This window comes from Streptomyces sp. NPDC059002 (genome assembly GCF_042740435.1).
Classification (GTDB): domain Bacteria; phylum Actinomycetota; class Actinomycetes; order Streptomycetales; family Streptomycetaceae; genus Streptomyces.
In genome coordinates, this window is the sequence record NZ_JBHYJI010000025.1 from 52682 (window position 1) to 69553 (window position 16872).

13 protein-coding genes are annotated in these 16872 nt (G+C 72.9%); 9 read left to right on the plus strand and 4 right to left on the minus strand.

Translation table 11 applies throughout. The features are described from left to right. Positions 1-115: 115 nt before the first annotated feature. Positions 116-1630 (minus strand): peptide MFS transporter, encoded by a 1515-nt coding sequence (locus tag ACFWZ2_RS22785; RefSeq protein WP_384548392.1) that lies wholly within the window; start codon positions 1628-1630, stop codon positions 116-118. 88 nt (positions 1631-1718) lie between these two features. Continuing rightward, on the minus strand, positions 1719-2633 hold the full coding sequence (locus ACFWZ2_RS22790; RefSeq protein ID WP_384548394.1) for a bifunctional DNA primase/polymerase: 915 nt from the start codon (positions 2631-2633) through the stop codon (positions 1719-1721). A 402-nt stretch (positions 2634-3035) separates the two neighbouring features. Here ACFWZ2_RS22790 and ACFWZ2_RS22795 point away from each other — a divergent pair, with 402 nt between their 5' ends. The 9 genes from ACFWZ2_RS22795 to ACFWZ2_RS22835 all read left to right on the plus strand — a co-directional run bounded on the left by ACFWZ2_RS22795 (position 3036) and on the right by ACFWZ2_RS22835 (position 11812). Next, on the plus strand, positions 3036-3347 hold the full coding sequence (locus ACFWZ2_RS22795; protein ID WP_384548396.1) for a hypothetical protein: 312 nt from the start codon (positions 3036-3038) through the stop codon (positions 3345-3347). A gap of 223 nt (positions 3348-3570) precedes the next feature. After that, positions 3571-4734 (plus strand): acyl-CoA dehydrogenase family protein, encoded by a 1164-nt coding sequence (locus ACFWZ2_RS22800; RefSeq protein WP_384548398.1) that lies wholly within the window; start codon positions 3571-3573, stop codon positions 4732-4734. Next, entirely contained in the window at positions 4731-5639 is a 909-nt protein-coding gene (locus tag ACFWZ2_RS22805; protein ID WP_384548400.1) for a bifunctional MaoC family dehydratase N-terminal/OB-fold nucleic acid binding domain-containing protein, read from the plus strand. The genes ACFWZ2_RS22800 and ACFWZ2_RS22805 overlap by 4 nt, the downstream gene beginning before the upstream one ends. Position 5640: 1 nt before the next feature. Beyond that, positions 5641-6711, plus strand: coding sequence for an acyl-CoA dehydrogenase family protein (locus ACFWZ2_RS22810; protein ID WP_384548402.1), 1071 nt, complete (start codon positions 5641-5643; stop codon positions 6709-6711). After that, a complete protein-coding gene (locus tag ACFWZ2_RS22815; RefSeq protein ID WP_384548404.1) occupies positions 6708-7115 on the plus strand; it encodes a MaoC family dehydratase in 408 nt (135 codons plus the stop codon). Before ACFWZ2_RS22810 ends, ACFWZ2_RS22815 begins: the two co-directional genes overlap by 4 nt. Further along, a complete protein-coding gene (locus tag ACFWZ2_RS22820) occupies positions 7112-8278 on the plus strand; it encodes a lipid-transfer protein (protein WP_384548406.1) in 1167 nt (388 codons plus the stop codon). Before ACFWZ2_RS22815 ends, ACFWZ2_RS22820 begins: the two co-directional genes overlap by 4 nt. 68 nt (positions 8279-8346) lie before the next feature. Continuing rightward, entirely contained in the window at positions 8347-9204 is an 858-nt protein-coding gene (locus ACFWZ2_RS22825) for a DUF1906 domain-containing protein (RefSeq protein WP_384548408.1), read from the plus strand. 262 nt (positions 9205-9466) lie between these two features. Continuing rightward, positions 9467-10048, plus strand: coding sequence for a SigE family RNA polymerase sigma factor (locus tag ACFWZ2_RS22830; RefSeq protein WP_384548410.1), 582 nt, complete (start codon positions 9467-9469; stop codon positions 10046-10048). Between the two features lie 114 nt (positions 10049-10162). Next, complete coding sequence (locus ACFWZ2_RS22835; RefSeq protein ID WP_384548412.1) at positions 10163-11812, plus strand: long-chain fatty acid--CoA ligase; 1650 nt, start codon at positions 10163-10165, stop codon at positions 11810-11812. 63 nt (positions 11813-11875) lie between these two features. Here the strand turns inward: ACFWZ2_RS22835 and ACFWZ2_RS22840 are convergent, their stop codons facing one another. Then, on the minus strand, positions 11876-16042 hold the full coding sequence (locus ACFWZ2_RS22840) for a PAS domain-containing protein (protein WP_384548413.1): 4167 nt from the start codon (positions 16040-16042) through the stop codon (positions 11876-11878). 167 nt (positions 16043-16209) lie between these two features. After that, on the minus strand, positions 16210-16647 hold the full coding sequence (locus ACFWZ2_RS22845; RefSeq protein ID WP_384548415.1) for an SSI family serine proteinase inhibitor: 438 nt from the start codon (positions 16645-16647) through the stop codon (positions 16210-16212). Positions 16648-16872 lie beyond the last annotated feature (225 nt).

Consider the following 16872-nt stretch of genomic DNA (forward strand, 5'->3'; position numbering starts at 1 on the left):
TCGTGGCGCGAGTCACCGTGGGTTCAAATCCCACACCCACCGCAGGGCTGGTCCGCAAGGCCAGATGACAAGGGGCGCTGCCGAGTCGGCGGCGCCCCTTGTGCGTGGGCGGGTGTTACTTCACGTCGCTCATCAGGGCCGCTATCGGCTTGCGGAAGGTGAAGATGCCGATGCCCGCGAGGACCGCGAGGGTGGCTTGGACGGCGAAGTAGGCGCCGCCGCCGGTGGCGTCGCCCATCAGTTGCTGGATGATCGCGGCCACGCAGTCGCCCGCGGTCACGGCGAGGCACCAGACGCCCATCATCTGGCTCGCGTACTTGCGCGGTGCCAGTTTCGTCGTGGCCGACAAGCCGACGGGAGACAGGCACAGTTCGGCGACCGCGTGGATCAGGTAGACCGTGGCCAGCCACATCGGGGTGACCCGTTCTCCGCCGGACGCGGCCGCCTGCGCCGCCACCATGACGAAGAAGGAGGCGCCGACCGCGACCAGGGCCGTCGCGAACTTCACCGGGACGCTCGGGTTGCGGCTGCCGAGCCACTGCCAGAGCATCGCGGCGACCGGCGCGAGAGCCATCACGAACACCGGGTTCATGGACTGGAACCAGCTCGTCGGGAAGGTCCAGCCGAGGACAGCGTTCTCGGTGTTGTCCTGGGCGAAGAGGTTGAGGACCGAGCCCGCCTGGTCGTAGATCATGAAGAAGGCGGCGGCCGCGACGAAGATCCAGATGAAGCCCGTCATCTTGGACTGCTCGTCCGCGGTGAGGTCCTCGTCGCGCTTGATCCGTGCGAAGCAGGCGACCGGCAGCGCGAGCCCCGCGAGGGTCAGCGGCCACAGCACCCAGCCCACGCTCAGTGAGCCGGTCAGGCCGACGACGGTGTAGCAGGCGGCCGCGAGCGCGAGCCACAGCAGGCCGCGCTTGATGAGGCGCGAGCGTTCCCCCGCCGTCAGCGGGGCGTTGACGACCGAGCTGGCCGCGGCCAGGTGGCGGCTGCCGAGCAGGTACTGCGTCAGGCCGAGGCTCATGCCCACGCCCGCGAGCGCGAAGCCCAGGTGCCAGTCGACGGACTGGCCGACCGTGCCGATGGTCAACGGGGCGATGAAACCGCCCAGGTTGATCCCCATGTAGAAGATCGTGAAGCCGCTGTCCCTGCGCGGGTCGGTGCGGTCCGGGTAGAGCTGGCCGACCATCGTGGAGATGTTGGACTTCATGATTCCGGCGCCGAGGGCGATGAGGGCGAGGCCCACGAAGAACGTCGCCGTGACCGGGACCGCCAGCAGGAAGTGCCCGCCCACCATCGCGAAGCCGCCGAACGCCACGGCCTTGCGGGCGCCCCAGACGCGGTCGGCGACCCAGCCGCCGGGCAGCGCGAGCAGATAGACCATGGCGTTGTAGACGGAGAAGATCGCGGCGCCGGTGGCGGCGTCGAAGCCGAGCCCGCCCTTGGACTCGGGGGCCACCAGGTAGAGCACGAGGAGGGCCCGCATCCCGACGAAGCTGAACCGCTCCCACATCTCCGTCATGAAGAGCGTGGCCAGGCCGCGGGGGTGTCCGAAGAACGTGGCGCCGTCGGGGGACGGGGCGTTCGGCGACGGGGGTGCCCCGTCGTTCTTCGTCAGGGGTGCGGTCATGATCAGGTCCTTTGGTGCCGGGCAGTCCAAGCAATTGGAACGGCGTAAAGTCGCCGCTCTGCCCGGCAAAGGTCCTGAAACGGACAGCCTAAAGTCCCGAACCGGACGGATGGTCCGGATTCCCGCCCCTCGCGTGCTTCGTCAGCCGTGCCGCGGACGCGATCGTCGAGCGGGCCTCGCGGTCCGTGAGGCCGACATGGAGTGCGGCGTCCGTGAGCTGGGGGGCGAGGGTCTCGCCGATGCCGTTCTCGTAGGCGCGGCAAGCGGCCCAGAACAGCCGGGTGTTGCGCTGTCCCTCGTGGGCGGCGAGCACGAACTGGACGAGTCCCTGGCCCTGTTGGGCGGGCGGCTGTTCCGTCGTCGGGTGCGCGGGATGGTGGGCGCGGGGCGGGGGCGTGAGCAGTCGGAGCAGGGCGGGCGGGCAGGGCGCGGGCGGGAGCTGGGCCGTGCCGGGCACCGTGCTGTAGACGCCGTGCTCGGTGCGGGAGCCGGGGCCGACGAGGTAGCCGCCCGCGCCGCGGATGTCGATGCCGGGGGCGAGCCGGCCCGCCGAGTTGGGCACCACGGCGTCGGGCGGTCCCGCCAGCCAGATGTGGCGGCCGCCGCTCGGCGTGGTCACGACGACGGTGGCGGGGATCGTGAAGAGGTGGCGCAGCGCCAGTTCGCGCAGGGCGGCGGAGGCGTCGGCGCCCGACTTGGTGTCCAGGTCGATGCCGATCAGATGGTGCGGGGGCAGTCCGCAGGCGATGCCGTATCCGGTCGCCCAGGGGGCCGCGGCGAAGAGTTCGCGGATGCGCCGCGGGTCGGTCGACGCGTCGTACACGCCGTGGCCGAGCCTGCCGCATTCGCCGTGGCAGGGGGCCGGGTGGGGGTCTTCGTGGTGGGGGGAGCGCAGGGCGGGGAGCTTGGTGCCGGACAGCGGGATCACCGCGAGGCCGCGCTCGGCGGCGGACAGTGCGTGGGCGAGCGCCAGGGCGGTGGCATGGCGGTCGATGGTGGCCATGCCTTCAGTTTCGTACAAGCGTTCGAAGAAGGGAAGGGGGCGCGTCAGGGGCGGGCTCCGCAGGTGCGGTCCCGCCGGGAAGCGGGGGGTGCTCTTCGAGGGGGTGCCGGAACGCTTCACCGCGTGCGGCGCTTGGGTCCGGCCCTGGCCCGACCGGGGCTGACCGGGGCGAACGGGTCCGAGCCGGTGCGTTGGGGGCGTGAAGCGGGTTTATCGACATGTCCTCACGCTTGCGGGGGAATCGGGGCTTCCGGGGTGGTTCGCCGGGGATTCGGTGGGCAACTCTGGACTCGCGACGTCGTGCAGCACTCCAAGGTCGTCGGCCAACTGCCTTGGAATAAGCCGTACTTCTGGGTACTCCCGGCTCCGCCGGTGCGTACCTCCTGTTCTGGAGGAATAGACATGGCAAGCATCCGTACCGCCCGCGTCATCGCCGCGGCAGCGGCCCTGCCCCTGGCCGCCGCGCTCTTCTCGGGCGTCGCGATGGCCGACAACGGCTCTTTCGCGGACAACGGATCGAACGCGGGTGTGGCGACCGTCTCCGGTGGCGGCGTCGGCGGCGACAACAACGGGAACTCGAACACCACGCAGCAGCAGGCGGTCGGCAACGGCGCCTCGAACCAGAACAACAACGCTCAGGTGAACGGTTCCGGCTTCACGGCGATCGACCAGTCGAACGAGAACATCGCCGTCAGCTTCACCGAGCTCTGGTGAGCCGACGGGGCCTCCGGGAGCTTGGGACGGCTCCCCGGGGCTGACTCTGTGGGGTGTGACGGCCTGCGCGGCGGTACTTCGGTGCCGCCGCGCAGGCTTGTCCGCGTGCCGGGGCGCCCCGGCCGTGGAGGCGTCGGGCGGTACGGGGTGATCTCTTGACACCGGGACGGTTTCTGACGGACAGTCAGAAAAACTTGTCGGTACGAGACGGAGAGGCCGCCACGTGCACCTCGCCCCCACCGAACGCCAGCATCAGCTCCGCGCCGAACTGCGCGCGTACTTCCGGGACGTGATGCCCGCGGGACCGCCCGACAGCACCGATGCGACCGGACAGCGCAGGCTCCTGCGGAGGATCGGCGCCGACGGCATGCTCGGGATCGGGTGGCCCGTCGAGTACGGCGGCCAAGGGCGGGGCGCCGACGAGCAGTTCGTCTTCTTCGACGAGGCGTACCGCGCGGGCGCGCCCGTGTCGATGGTCACCCTGAACACCGTCGGGCCGACCCTCATGAAGTACGGCACCGAGGAGCAGAAGGCCGCCTTCCTGCCGCGCATCCTCAGCGGCGACACCGTCTTCGCGATCGGCTACAGCGAGCCGTCGGCGGGCACGGACCTGGCCTCGCTGCGGACCAGGGCGGTGCGCGACGGCGACGACTGGCTGATCGACGGACAGAAGATCTTCACCTCGAACGCGCAGCACGCCGACTGGATCTGGCTGGCCTGCCGCACCGCCCCCGAGGCCCCCAAGCACCGGGGCATCTCGATCATCCTCGTCCCCACCGGCGCCCCCGGGTTCTCGTGGACGCCGATCGAGACGGTCGGCGGCCTGACGACGACGGCGACGTACTACGACGGGATCCGGGTGCCCGCGGGAAACCTCGTCGGCGAGGAGAACGACGGCTGGGGCCTCATCACCAACCAGCTCAACCACGAGCGGGTGGCGCTCGCCGCGATCGGCATGCAGGCGGAGGACTTCTACGCGGCGGCGCTGGACTCGGCCCGCACTCCCGACCCGGTGACGGGCGAGCGCCGGATCGACGCTCCGTGGGTGCGGTCGAGGCTGGCCGAGGCGCAGGCGCGGCTCGCGGCGAACCGGCTGCTCAACTGGCGTCTGGTGGACGACGTGGGGGCGGGGCGGCTGGCACCGGGCGATGCGAGCGGCGTGAAGTTCATGGGAACCGAATCGGCCGTCGAGGTCTACCGGATCTGCCAGGAGGTCATGGGCGAGCCGGGCCTCGTGCGGGGCGGTTCGCCGGGTGCCGCCGGGGGCGGTGAGCTGGAGCGGATGAACCGGGCCGCGCAGATCAACACGTTCGGGGGCGGGGTGAGCGAGGTGCAGCGCGAGATCGTCGCGACCATGCGGCTCGGCATGCGGAGGGGACGTCGGTGAAGGACATCGCGTACGAGGAGCTGAAGGCCTTCGAGGGCAGGGCCGCGGAGGAGACGGGGCGCGGCAAGGACCCGGTCAACCGGCCGATGATCAGGCACTGGTGCGAGGCGATGGGCGACACCAACCCCGCGTACGGCGGCGCGGATCCGGTGGCCCCGCCGACGATGCTGCAGGCGTGGACCATGGGCGGACTCTCTGCGAACGGCGGGCGGTTCCTCGCCCACGACGAGCTGTTCGCGCTGCTGAACGGCGCGGGATACACCTCGGTGGTCGCGACCGACTGCGAGCAGGAGTATCTGCGGGCCCTGCGGCCAGGCGACGAGATCACCTTCGACGCGGTGATCGAGTCGGTGTCCGAACGCAAGACGACCAAGCTCGGCACGGGGCACTTCATCACGACCCGGATGGACGTCAGGGCCGACGGCGAGCTCGCGGGGACCCACCGCTTCCGCATCCTCAAGTACGCCCCCGCGCAACGGAAACCGAAGGGCAAGCGCCCCCGGCCCGTCGTCAACAGGGACAACGCGGGCTTCTGGGACGGCGTCGCCGCCCACCGCCTCCTGATCCAGCGCTGCGGCGGCTGCGGCACCCTGCGCTTCCCCTGGCTGCCGGGGTGCAACGCCTGCGGCTCCGCCGAGTGGGACACGGTCGGGGCGAGCGGCGAGGGCACGGTCTATTCCTACGTCGTGATGCACCACCCGCCCTTCCCCGCCTTCGACCCGCCCTATGCCGTCGGTCTGATCGAGCTGGCGGAAGGCGTGCGGATCGTCAGCAATGTGATCGGGGTGCCGTACGACAAGGTGCGCATCGGGATGCCCGTGCGGCTCGAATTCCAGCGGGTCGACGCGGAGTTGGAGCTGCCCGTGTTCCGGGCCGTGGACGGTGCGGTGGGGGGCGAGGGCTGACATGGACTTCACGCCCACGGAGGAGCAGGCGGCCGCGCGCGACCTCGCGGGACAGATCTTCGGCGATCTGGCCACGCCCGAGCGGCTCGCGGCGGCGGGCACCGGGGCGGACGCCGAACTGTGGAAGGAGCTGTGCGCGGCGGGACTGCCCGGCGCGGTGGCGGACGTCGGACTGCTCGGGCTCGTGCTGCTCCTTGAGGAACAGGGGCGGGTGACGGCCCAGGTGCCCTTCGCGGCGAGCTGCGTCTACGGCCTGCTCGCGGTGGCCGCGCACGGCACGGACGAGCAGCGCGCCCGGCTGCTGCCCGCGCTGCGGGAGGGCGCGGCGGTCGCCACGGGGGCCTTCCCCGCGCGGAGTGGGGTGACGGCGGACGGGGACGGGGTGCTCGGCGGCGCGGTGCCCTGGGTGCCGTGGCTGCGGGACGCCACCCACGTCCTGGTGGCCACCGCCGACGAGAGCCTGTGGCTGGTGCGGGTGGCCGATGCGCGCGTGGAGCCGGTCGAGTTGACGGCGCCCTGGGCGGCCGGGCGGCTCGTCCTCGACGGGACGCCGGGCGAGCGGATCGGCGGCGCCGCTGCCTACGAGGACGTACGGGCGAGTGCGCGCACGGCCTTCGCGGGGCTGCAGGCCGGGGTGTGCGCGGGATCCCTCGCCAGGGCCGTGGACCACACGAACGAGCGCGAGCAGTTCGGGCGTCCCCTGGCCGCCAAGCAGGGCGTCCAACTCCGCGCCGCCGACGCGTACATGGACACCGAGGCGATCCGGGTCACCGCCTACGAAGCGGCCTGGCGGCGCGACGCGGGCCTGGCGTACGCCACTCACGCGCTGACCGCAGCCTGGTGGGCGTCGGAGGCGGGCAAGCGCGTCGTGCACGCGGGCCAGCATCTGCACGGCGGCATGGGCGCCGACCTCGACCACCCGGTGCATCGGCACTTCCTGTGGGGGCGGCAACTGGACGCGTATCTGGGCTGCGGGAGCGAAGTCCTGGAGGAACTGGGCGAGTTGCTGGCGCGGCCGGACGCTCAAGAGGGCGAGCCGACGCGCGGAGGACCGAAGGAGGGGACGGCATGAAGGCCGGTGACGCGCTGCCGCCGCTGGAGATTCCGATCACCCGCACCCTGATCGTCGCCGGGGCCGTGGCGTCCCGCGACTACCAGGACGTGCATCACGACGCGGAGCTGGCGAAGGCCAAGGGCTCCCCCGACATCTTCATGAACATCCTCACCACGAACGGCCTGGTGGGCCGGTACATCACCGACCACTTCGGCCCCGCGGCGGTCCTCCGGAAGGTGGCCATCAGGCTCGGGGCGCCCAACTATCCGGGGGACACGATGGTGTTGACGGGCGAGGTGGAGCGCGTCGACGCCGCACCCGAGGGGCGGACGGCCACGGTCAAGGTGGTGGGGGCCAATGGCATCGGCAAGCACGTGACCGGCACGGTGACCGTGTCCGTCCCCGGGGGAGGCGCCGCATGAGTGTCCGTACGCGCGACAGCCTCGGGGGGCGGGCCGCGATCGTCGGCATCGGGGCGACGGAGTTCTCCAAGGACTCGGGGCGCAGCGAACTCAAGCTCGCGGTGGAGGCCGTGCACGCCGCGCTCGACGACGCCGGGCTCGCCCCCGCCGACGTCGACGGCATGGTCACCTTCTCCATGGACACCAGCCCGGAGATCACGGTCGCGCAGGCGGCCGGCATCGGGGAGCTGTCCTTCTTCTCCCGCGTGCACTACGGCGGCGGCGCGGCCTGTGCCACCGTCCAGCAGGCGGCGCTCGCGGTGGCGTCCGGAGTGGCCGAAGTCGTGGTCTGCTACCGGGCGTTCAACGAGCGCTCGGGCCGCAGGTTCGGCTCGGGGGTGCAGCAGCGCGAGCCGTCGGCGGAGGGTGCCGCGCTCGGCTGGTCGCTGCCGTTCGGCCTGCTGACGCCCGCCTCCTGGGTGGCGATGGCGGCGCAGCGCTATCTCCATGCGTACGGACTCACTCCCGACGCCTTCGGTCATGTCGCCGTCACCGACCGGAAGTACGCGGCCACGAACCCCGCCGCGTACTTCCACGGCAAGCCGATCACGCTCGCGGACCACGCCGCCTCGCGCTGGATCGTCGAGCCCCTGCGGCTCCTGGACTGCTGCCAGGAGACGGACGGCGGTCAGGCGATCGTCGTCACCGGCGCGGAGCGGGCCAGTGATCTGCCGCAGCGGCCCGCCGTGATCGCGGCGGCGGCGCAGGGCGCGGGACGGGCGCAGGAGCAGATGACCAGCTTCTACCGCGACGACCTGAGCGGGCTGCCCGAAATGAGCGTGGTGGCACGGCAGTTGTGGCGCACGTCGGGGCTCGCCCCGGCCGACATCGACGTCGGCATCCTCTACGACCACTTCACGCCGTTCGTGCTGATGCAGCTGGAGGAGTTCGGCTTCTGCGGTCCCGGCGAGGCCGCGGACTTCGTCGCCGAGGAGCGGCTGCCGCTGAACACGCACGGCGGGCAGCTCGGAGAGGCGTATCTGCACGGGATGAACGGGATAGCGGAAGCGGTCAGGCAGCTGCGCGGCACGTCCGTGAACCAGCTGCCCGGTGCCTCGCGGGCCCTGGTCACCGCGGGCACGGGTGTCCCCACATCGGGGCTGATTCTGGGGTCGGACGGCTGAACGCGGCGCGTGTCCCGGGTCCGTGAAGGACCCGGGGACCGTTCACTCGCCCTATGTGTCTCCGAAAGATGATCATTGGACTTGCCCTGGCACTGGCGGCGCTGACCACCCTGACCCTGGAACCGGCCGTGTCCCCCTCGCGCGCCGCGACCGGGTCCGCCGGATCCGCCGGTGCCGAGTCCGGGGCGGCCACTCCCACGGCCGCCAAGGTGTCGACGTTCCGCGGCTGGGCCTTCGACACCTGTGTCGCCCAGTCCCTCGACACCATGAAGCGCTGGCGGCAGTCCCACTACCGCGCGGTCGGCATCTACTACGCGGGCCGCGGCCGGGCCTGCAAGAAGCAGCCGTACCTCGACCGCGGCTGGACGCGCGCGGTCAAGCGGATGGGCTGGCGGGTGCTTCCCGTGTACGTCGGCTCGCAGGCGCCGTGCGTGACCGCGAAGCACAAGAAGGACGTACGGATCGGACGGAACCCCCGCAGCCAGGGGCGGCGTGAGGGTCACGACGCGGTGCGCAAGGCGAAGCGGGTCGGCATCAAGCGGCGCAGCCCGCTCTACCTGGACATGGAGGCGTACACCTACCGCGAGAAGGCGTGCGCGCGCACCACGCTCTCCTTCGTCCGGGCCTGGGACCGCGAGGTGCGCAGGCACGGATACGTCCCCGGGTTCTACAGCAGCGCCGACTCGGGCGTACGGCACATGGAGGCGGCGCGGCAGGCGGGCGTGCGGGACCTGCCGACGGTGATGTGGTTCGCGCGCTGGCACACCCGGCCCCATCTGTACCGGGAGCCCGGGCTCGCACGGCACGCGTGGCACCCCGCTCGGCGCATCCACCAGTACGCGGGGAACGTGAAGGAACGGCACGGCGGGCGCACCCTGGTGATCGACCGCAATCTGGTGCACGCCCCGGTGGCCCGCATCCGCTGACGGGTCCGGGGGCAGGGGCGTGCGACGGGGGCGTGCGACGGGGGCGTGCGGCGGGGGTGTGCGACGGGGGTGTGCGACGGGGGTGTGCGGTGCCGGCGGGCGGTACGGGGGTACGGGTCTCGGGGGTGAACCCTCAGGGATGTGCTCCGCCCCCTCCACCTGAAGGAGGTGGAGCCAGCACCACTCGTACAACCTGAGGCGGACACGGCTTCGGGACCTGCGGCCGATCCGCCGAAGTAGGGGGCGCTTCTAGCGTGGAGCCATGACCGCATCCATGGTGTCCGTGTGCACCAGCGCATCGAAGGCCGCGACGCGGGGCACGGGCCCCGCGCGGGCCGCGGGGCCCTCGGCGTATCCGTCGTTCGCCTCCTACGTCCGGGCCCGCCAGCCCGTACTGCTGCGCACCGCCCGCTCGCTGACCGCGAATCCGAGCGATGCCGAGGACCTGCTGCAGACCGCGCTCACGAAGACGTACGTCGCGTGGGACCGGATCGAGGACCACCGTGCCCTCGACGGCTATGTGCGCCGCGCGCTGCTCAACACGCGTACGTCGCAGTGGCGCAAGCGCAAGGTCGACGAGTTCGCGTGCGACGAGCTGCCGGAGCCCGACGTGGTGCCGGCCGGGGACCCGGCCGAGCAGCAGGTGCTCCGCGACGCGATGTGGCGCGCGATCATGAAGCTGCCCGCGCGGCAGCGGGCGATGGTCGTCCTGAGGTATTACGAGGACCTCAGCGAGGTCCAGACCGCCGAGGTGCTCGGGGTCTCGGTCGGCACGGTCAAGAGCGCGGTGTCGCGGGCGCTCGGCAAGCTCCGCGAGGACCCGGAGCTCACCCCGGTCCGCTGAGCGGGACCCGACATGATCGATCATCCTCTGGAGTAGTGACATACCAAGCGGTATGCGCGCAGAATCAGCGCAACCCCTACCGCCGCGCAGGCGATGCTGCCCCAGGAGGACGCCGTGCTGAGCACGATGCAGGACGTACCGCTGACCGTCACCCGCATCCTCCGGCACGGGACGACCGTGCACGGGACGTCCCAGGTCATCACCTGGACCGGCGAAGCGGCCCCGCAGCGCCGCAGCTTCCACGAACTCGGCGAGCGCACGGCCCAACTGGCCCACGCGCTGCGCGACGACCTCGGGGTCACCGACGACGAGCGGGTGGCCACCTTCATGTGGAACAACGCCGAACACGTCGAGGCGTACTTCGCGGTGCCCTGCATGGGCGCCATCCTGCACACCCTCAATCTGCGGCTGCCCGCGGACCAGCTGACGTGGATCGTCAACCACGCCGCCGACCGCGTCATCATCGTCAACGGCTCCCTCATCGGCCTCCTCGCGCCGCTCCTGCCCCGGCTCACGACCGTCGAGCACATCGTGGTCACAGGACCCGGCGACCGCTCGCCCCTGGCGGGCGCCCACGCGCAGGTGCACGAGTACGAGGAACTGCTCGCCGGGAAGCCCACCGCCTACGACTGGCCCGAGCTCGACGAACGCGCCGCGGCCGCCATGTGCTACACCTCCGGCACCACCGGCGAACCCAAGGGCGTCGTCTACTCCCACCGCTCCATCTACCTGCACTCCATGCAGGTCAACATGACGCAGTCGATGGGCCTCACGGACGCGGACACGAGCCTGGTCGTCGTACCGCAGTTCCACGTCAACGCCTGGGGCCTGCCGCACGCCACGCTGATGACCGGCGTGAACATGCTGATGCCGGACCGATTCCTGCAGCCCGCGCCGCTCGCCGAGATGATCGAGGCGGAGCGGCCCACGCACGCGGCCGCGGTCCCCACCATCTGGCAGGGCCTGCTCGCCGAACTCACCGCGAGGCCCCGTGACGTCGCCTCGCTCGGCCAGGTCACGATCGGCGGCTCGGCCTGCCCGCCCTCCCTGATGGCGGCGTTCGACGACCTCGGCATGCGGGTCTGCCACGCCTGGGGCATGACGGAGACGTCCCCGCTCGGCACGGTCTCCCGCCCGCCGGCCCACGCGATCGGCACCGACGAGGAGTTCGCCTACCGGCTCACGCAGGGCCGTTTCCCCGCCGGGGTCGAGGGCCGCCTGGTCGGGCCCGGCGGCGAACACCTGCCCTGGGACGGCGAGTCCGCGGGTGAGCTGGAGGTGCGCGGCCCCTGGATCGCGGGCGCCTACTACGGCGGCGCGGGCGGCGAGACCATCAGGCCCGACGACAAGTTCAGCGAGGACGGCTGGCTGAAGACCGGCGACGTCGGCGTGATCTCCCCCGACGGCTTCCTGACCCTCACCGACCGGGCGAAGGACGTCATCAAGTCGGGCGGCGAGTGGATCTCCTCGGTCGAGCTTGAGAACGCCCTGATGTCCCACCCGGACGTGGCCGAGGCCGCGGTCGTCGCCGTGCCCGACGAGAAGTGGGGCGAACGCCCGCTCGCCACGGTCGTCCTGCACAAGGACGCGACCGCCGACTACGCGTCGCTGCGCGACTTCCTCGCGGGCAGCATCGCCAAGTGGCAGCTCCCCGAGCGCTGGGCGGTCATCGACGCCGTCCCGAAGACCAGCGTCGGCAAGTTCGACAAGAAGGTGCTGCGCAGGCAGTACGCGGCCGGTGAGCTGGAGGTCACCGAGCTCTGACGCACCGAAGCCGACCCCTGTCCCGGCGCACCACGCGCCCGGCCAGGGGCCTCGGCCCTGGCGTCAGTTCGTGCCGATCTTCGCGAGCAGGTCCACGATCCGGCTCTGCACCTCGGTGCTCGTGGAGCGCTCCGCCAGGAAGAGCACCGTCTCCCCGGCCGCGAGGCGCGGCAGCTCGGTCTCGTCGACGGCCGCGGTGTAGACGACCAGCGGGGTGCGGTTCAACTGCCCGTTCGCGCGCAGCCAGTCGATGATCCCCGCCCTGCGGCGGCGCACCTGGAGCAGGTCCATGACGACCAGGTTCGGCCGCATCTGCGCCGCCAGCGTCACCGCGTCCGCGTCGCTCTCGGCCCGCGCGACCTGCATGCCGCGCCGCTCCAGCGTCGCGGTGAGCGCGAGCGCGATCTCCTCGTGCTCCTCGATCAGCAGGACCCGCGGCGGGTGCTGCTCGCTGTCGCGCGGCGCGAGAGCCTTCAGGAGTACGGCGGGGTCGGCGCCGTACGCCGCCTCGCGCGTCGCCTGGCCGAGCCCCGCCGTCACCAGAACGGGCACCTCGGCGGCCACCGCGGCCTGCCGCAGCGACTGCAGCGCCGTCCGCGTGATCGGCCCGGTCAGCGGGTCCACGAAGAGCGCCGCGGGGAACGCCGCGATCTGCGCGTCGACCTCCTCGCGGGAGTGCACGATCACGGGCCGGTAGCCGCGGTCGCTCAGCGCCTGCTGCGTGGTCACGTCGGGCGCGGGCCACACCAGGAGCCGCCGCGGGTTGTCCAGCGGCTCCGGCGGCAGCTCGTCGTCCATCGGCTGCGGCTGGGGCCGGTTCGCGACCTCGACGGCGCCGCCGGGTCCGTCCAGCGGCTCGGGCCCCTCGTCGGCGTCCTCGTCGGGGGCGCCTATCGCGTACGACCGTCCGGTGCCCTCGGTGACGGACGCGAGGCGCGACTGCGGGTGTGCGGGGGCGCCCGGCTGCGGCTGCGGATGCGGGCGCGCCGACGTCTCGGGGCGCTCGTCGGCCGTGGGCTCCGGGGGCGTGGCCAGCCTGCGCCGCCGCCCGGAACCGCCGAGCGTCTGCGAGGAGGACTGCGCGGGACCCGCCGCCTGGGCCTGCTGCGGATCGGCGGACGGCTGCGGCGTGCCCTGCGGCGGCGTCTGCGGCATCGGGCCCGCGGCGGCCGCCCGCGGATCCGCCTGCTCGGGCCGCGGGGCCCTGGGCGGCAGCGGAGGCTGCGGCGACTGCGGGATACGGGCGGTGCGCGGCGTCTCCTTGCCCTGCTGCTGCGCGCCCGGCTGCGGCTGTCCGCCCTGCTGGCGGCGCTGTTCCTCGGAGATCTGCTGCCCGAACGGCACGCCCTGCCCGAGCGTCCGCACGCTGATGGCGCGCCCCTGCGTCGAGTTGGGGTCGCCGGGCGCGGCCTCGGCGGGCAGCGGCTGGGCGGCCCGCGCCTGGCCCTGCGGACCGCGCTCGGGCGGCAGCGCGGCACCCCTGCCGGGCACGGGGACGCCCTGGGCCGGAGTGCCCGCGGAGTGCGGGCTGCCCTGGGCGGGCACACCGCCGGCCGGGGTCGGGCTCTCGGGCCACGGCTGCGGCGCGGGCAGCGGGCCCGGCTCCGCGTCGCCCGGAGCGGTCCGCGCGCCGGGCACCGAGGGGCCCTGCGCCGCCGGGGCCTCGTCGGGCGCGGGGCGCGAGCGGCGGCGGCCCGTCGGGGCCTGCGCCGGGTGGGGCTGCGGAGGCGTGTGGTCGTCGCCCGTGTCGTGCGCGGCGGCGGCGTGCTGGCCGGTGTCGTCCTGGCCGGTGCCGTCCGGGGCGGCCGGGTACTCCTGGTCCGGGGTGCGGTCGGCCGCGGCGGGCGGCAGCGCGAAGACGCGTCCGTTGTTGGCCTCTTCCGCGGCGGCCCGCTCCTTGGCGGCGGCCAGCGCACGCCGCGCGCGACGCCCGGTGCCGTTCGGGGCCTCCGCAGGCGCGGGACCCGAGGCCAGCGCGGGCAGCGCGGGCTGCTCGCCGCCCCGCCGTGCGCGACGGCCCGTCCCGTCGGCCGGTACGGGCACGCCCTGCGGCGGCACCGTCTCGCCCAACGCGGCGGATCCCGCGGCATGTTCGGCCGCCGTCAGCACGGCACCCTCGGCCGGGCTCGGCCGCCCGCGCCGACGCCCCGTACCGCCGGAGGTACCGCCACCGGACGTGTCACCGGACGACGCCGCGTCGGCGGGAGCGCCCGCCGCGTCCCCGGTCACCGCGCCGCCGAGGGTCTCCGGAGAGGCCGCCTCGGCAGCGCGCCGGCCCCTGCGCCGCCCCGTACCGGTCGATGCGACGGGCGCCTGCTCGTCAGGACCACCGGCTTCGTGGCCGCCCGGCACCGCGCTCTCCAGGAAGGAGTCGACGGAGGGCCGCCGGGCCCGCCGACGTCCACCTCCCGAAGTCCCCGCGGCCTGCCCGGGCACCACAACGTTCTCGCTGGAACCAGAACCAGAACCAGAACCAGAACTGGCACCGGCACCGGAGCCCGACGTCGAAGAAACACCAGCCTCCGTAGAGGGCGCCTTCGTAGACCCACTCTCCGTAGAGCCCGCCCCGATCGGCACCTCAAGTACGTACGCACTGCCGCTCATCCCCGGCACCTCGTGCGTCTGCAGCACGCCGCCGTGCGCCCGCACGATGCCGCGGACGATCGGCTCGTGCACCGGGTCGCCGCCGGAGTAGGGGCCCCGCACCTCGATGCGGACGACCTCACCGCGCTGGGCCGCGGCCACGACGATGGTGGAGTCGACATAGCCGCCGCCGGCAGCGCCGACGCCGGGCCGGGTGTTGCCCGTGGCGTCGATGCCCGCCACGTCGGCGACGAGGTGCGCGACCGCCGTGGCGAACCGCTCCGCGTCCACCGCGAGCTCTATCGGCGGCGCGTGCACCGCGAACTGCGCGCGGCCCGGGCCGATCAGCTCGACCGCGCCCTCCACGCCCGCGGCGACGACCGCGTCGAGCATGACCGTCGTACGGGAAAGCTCTTCGTCTCCGGCGTCGAGGCGCTGGAAGCCGAGGACGTTGTCGACGAGGGTCGTCATGCGGGCGTACCCGGCGGACAGGTGGTGCAGGACCTGGTTGGCCTCGGGCCACAGCTGTCCCGCGTCGTCGGAGGCGAGCGCGGACAGCTCGCGGCGCAGCTCGTCGAGGGGCCCGCGCAGGGACGAGCCGAGGACGGCGAGCAGCTGCTCGTGCCGCGCGGCGAGCGCCTCGTACCGGGTCTTCTCGCGCTCGGCCAGTTCCTCGAAGCGGTCCTTCTCGCGCTCGGCGAGCGCCGCGTACCGCTCCTGCTCCGCGGCGAGTTCCTCGGCCCGCTGCTCTTCGGCGGCCTTGATCTCCTCGGCGCGCCGCTCGGCGGCGGCGGCCAGCTCCTCCGCGTGCCGCGCGACGGCCGCCTCGTGCTTCTCGGCCAGTTCGTCGTAGGGCCTGCGGTCGGTGAACGTCATCACCGCGCCGACCAGTTGGTCCCCGTCGCGCACCGGCGATGTCGTCAGGTCGACCGGCACCTTGGCGCCGCTCTTGGACCACAGGACCTGCCCGCGCACCCGGTGCTTGCGCCCGGAGCGCAGCGTGTCGGCGAGCGGGGACTCCTCGTAGGGGAAGGGCTCGCCGTCGGCGCGCGAGTGCAGGACCAGCGGGTGCAGTTCCTGCCCGCCGAGGTCGCTCGCCCGGAAGCCGAGTATCTGGGCGGCGGCCGGATTGACGAGGACGACCCGTCCTTCGGTGTCCGTGCCGACGACGCCCTCCGCCGCGGCGCGCAGGATCATCTCGGTCTGCCGCTGCGAACGGGCCAGTTCGGCCTCGGTGTCCAGGGTGCCCGAAAGATCCCGTACGACGAGCATCAGCAGCTCGTCGCCGGTGTAGCCGTGGCTGTCGTACGCGTCCCTGCCGTCCTCCAGCGGGGAGCTCGTGACCTCCACGGGGAACTCGAGGCCGTCCGTGCGCCGCGCGGTCATCCGCGTGGGCTTGGTGCGTCCGCGACCGTCGATGGAGTCCGGACGCCGCATGGATCCGGGGATGAGCCGGGAGTCGAACTCCGGAAGGAGATCGAGCAGTCCGCGCCCCACGAGCGCGGTGCCCGGTGCCTCGAACGCCTCGAGCGCGATCGCGTTGGCGTTCACGACGGTGCCGTTGGCGTTGACCAGGACCAGCGCGTCCGGGAGCGCGTCGAGTATCGCTGCGAGGCGAGCAGCGCCTCGGGATGGCCTGCTGCTCACGACGACGCTTCCTCCCTGATTACCGCTGCTTGCCGACCCGCTCAGGCCATCTTGCCCCTCGGCCCGTGGCGTGTCACGGGAGGGAGTCTACGGGGAGTGGTTGCGCGCGCGACGCCGGATGAGAGGGAGGTCGCACGCAGAAGATGTGAGTTTTCGGTACCGCCTGGTCACGCGGAGGTCGCGGGCAGCACCGGCTCCAGGGCGTGCCACCGCGCGATCTCACAGCCGTTGTGGAGGTCGTACGCGGCGTCCACGGGCCGTCCCTGCCAGGTTCCCGTGATGTGTGCGGTGGCGGGTCCGCCGTACACCATCGTGCACATGGTGTCGGGGGCGACGGGCGCGAACGGGTCGGTCCCGTAGACGGTGACTTCGTCGAGCCGCGCGCACGCGTCCGCGGCGTCCGGGTGCGTGCCGCCCGTCGGGTGGCATTCCAGTTCGTACGTTCCGTCGCCCTCGCTCCCCGCCTCGGTGAACGTGATCGTGAGCCGGTCGGTCGGGGCGACGATGTGCGCCCCGGCGTGCGCGGTGGTGGCGTGCGCGGTGGCGGGCACGGCGGACAGGGCGGCGGCGGAGGCGACGGCGGTGAGGGCGAGGCGGCGCAGCATTGCGGGCTCCATGGAGACGGGGGGCTGGAGAAGGGTGCTGGGGAAGGGGGCTGGGGAAGGGGAGGCCGGGACGGATGGCTCCGCCTCCACCGCGTCTAACGCCGTAAGCCGCGCGGCGTTGCGGGGCCGGGCGGTGCTTTGCCCTCGGGGCCGCGTGGCTAGTACCGTGGGGGCCGCGATTGGTGACACGCCGCCTGGCTGTGTCATCATCTGCACGCACCCCCG

What these genes read in the sequence shown, in the direction of transcription:
- ACFWZ2_RS22845 (WP_384548415.1), bottom strand. Translation starts at nt 16,647, where the DNA reads ATGCTGCGCCGCCTCGCCCTCACCGCCGTCGCCTCCGCCGCCGCCCTG.
- ACFWZ2_RS22790 (WP_384548394.1), bottom strand. Translation starts at nt 2,633, where the DNA reads ATGGCCACCATCGACCGCCATGCCACCGCCCTGGCGCTCGCCCACGCA.
- ACFWZ2_RS22785 (WP_384548392.1), bottom strand. Translation starts at nt 1,630, where the DNA reads ATGACCGCACCCCTGACGAAGAACGACGGGGCACCCCCGTCGCCGAAC.
- ACFWZ2_RS22795 (WP_384548396.1), top strand. Translation starts at nt 3,036, where the DNA reads ATGGCAAGCATCCGTACCGCCCGCGTCATCGCCGCGGCAGCGGCCCTG.
- ACFWZ2_RS22830 (WP_384548410.1), top strand. Translation starts at nt 9,467, where the DNA reads ATGACCGCATCCATGGTGTCCGTGTGCACCAGCGCATCGAAGGCCGCG.
- ACFWZ2_RS22810 (WP_384548402.1), top strand. Translation starts at nt 5,641, where the DNA reads ATGGACTTCACGCCCACGGAGGAGCAGGCGGCCGCGCGCGACCTCGCG.
- ACFWZ2_RS22815 (WP_384548404.1), top strand. Translation starts at nt 6,708, where the DNA reads ATGAAGGCCGGTGACGCGCTGCCGCCGCTGGAGATTCCGATCACCCGC.
- ACFWZ2_RS22820 (WP_384548406.1), top strand. Translation starts at nt 7,112, where the DNA reads ATGAGTGTCCGTACGCGCGACAGCCTCGGGGGGCGGGCCGCGATCGTC.
- ACFWZ2_RS22825 (WP_384548408.1), top strand. Translation starts at nt 8,347, where the DNA reads ATGATCATTGGACTTGCCCTGGCACTGGCGGCGCTGACCACCCTGACC.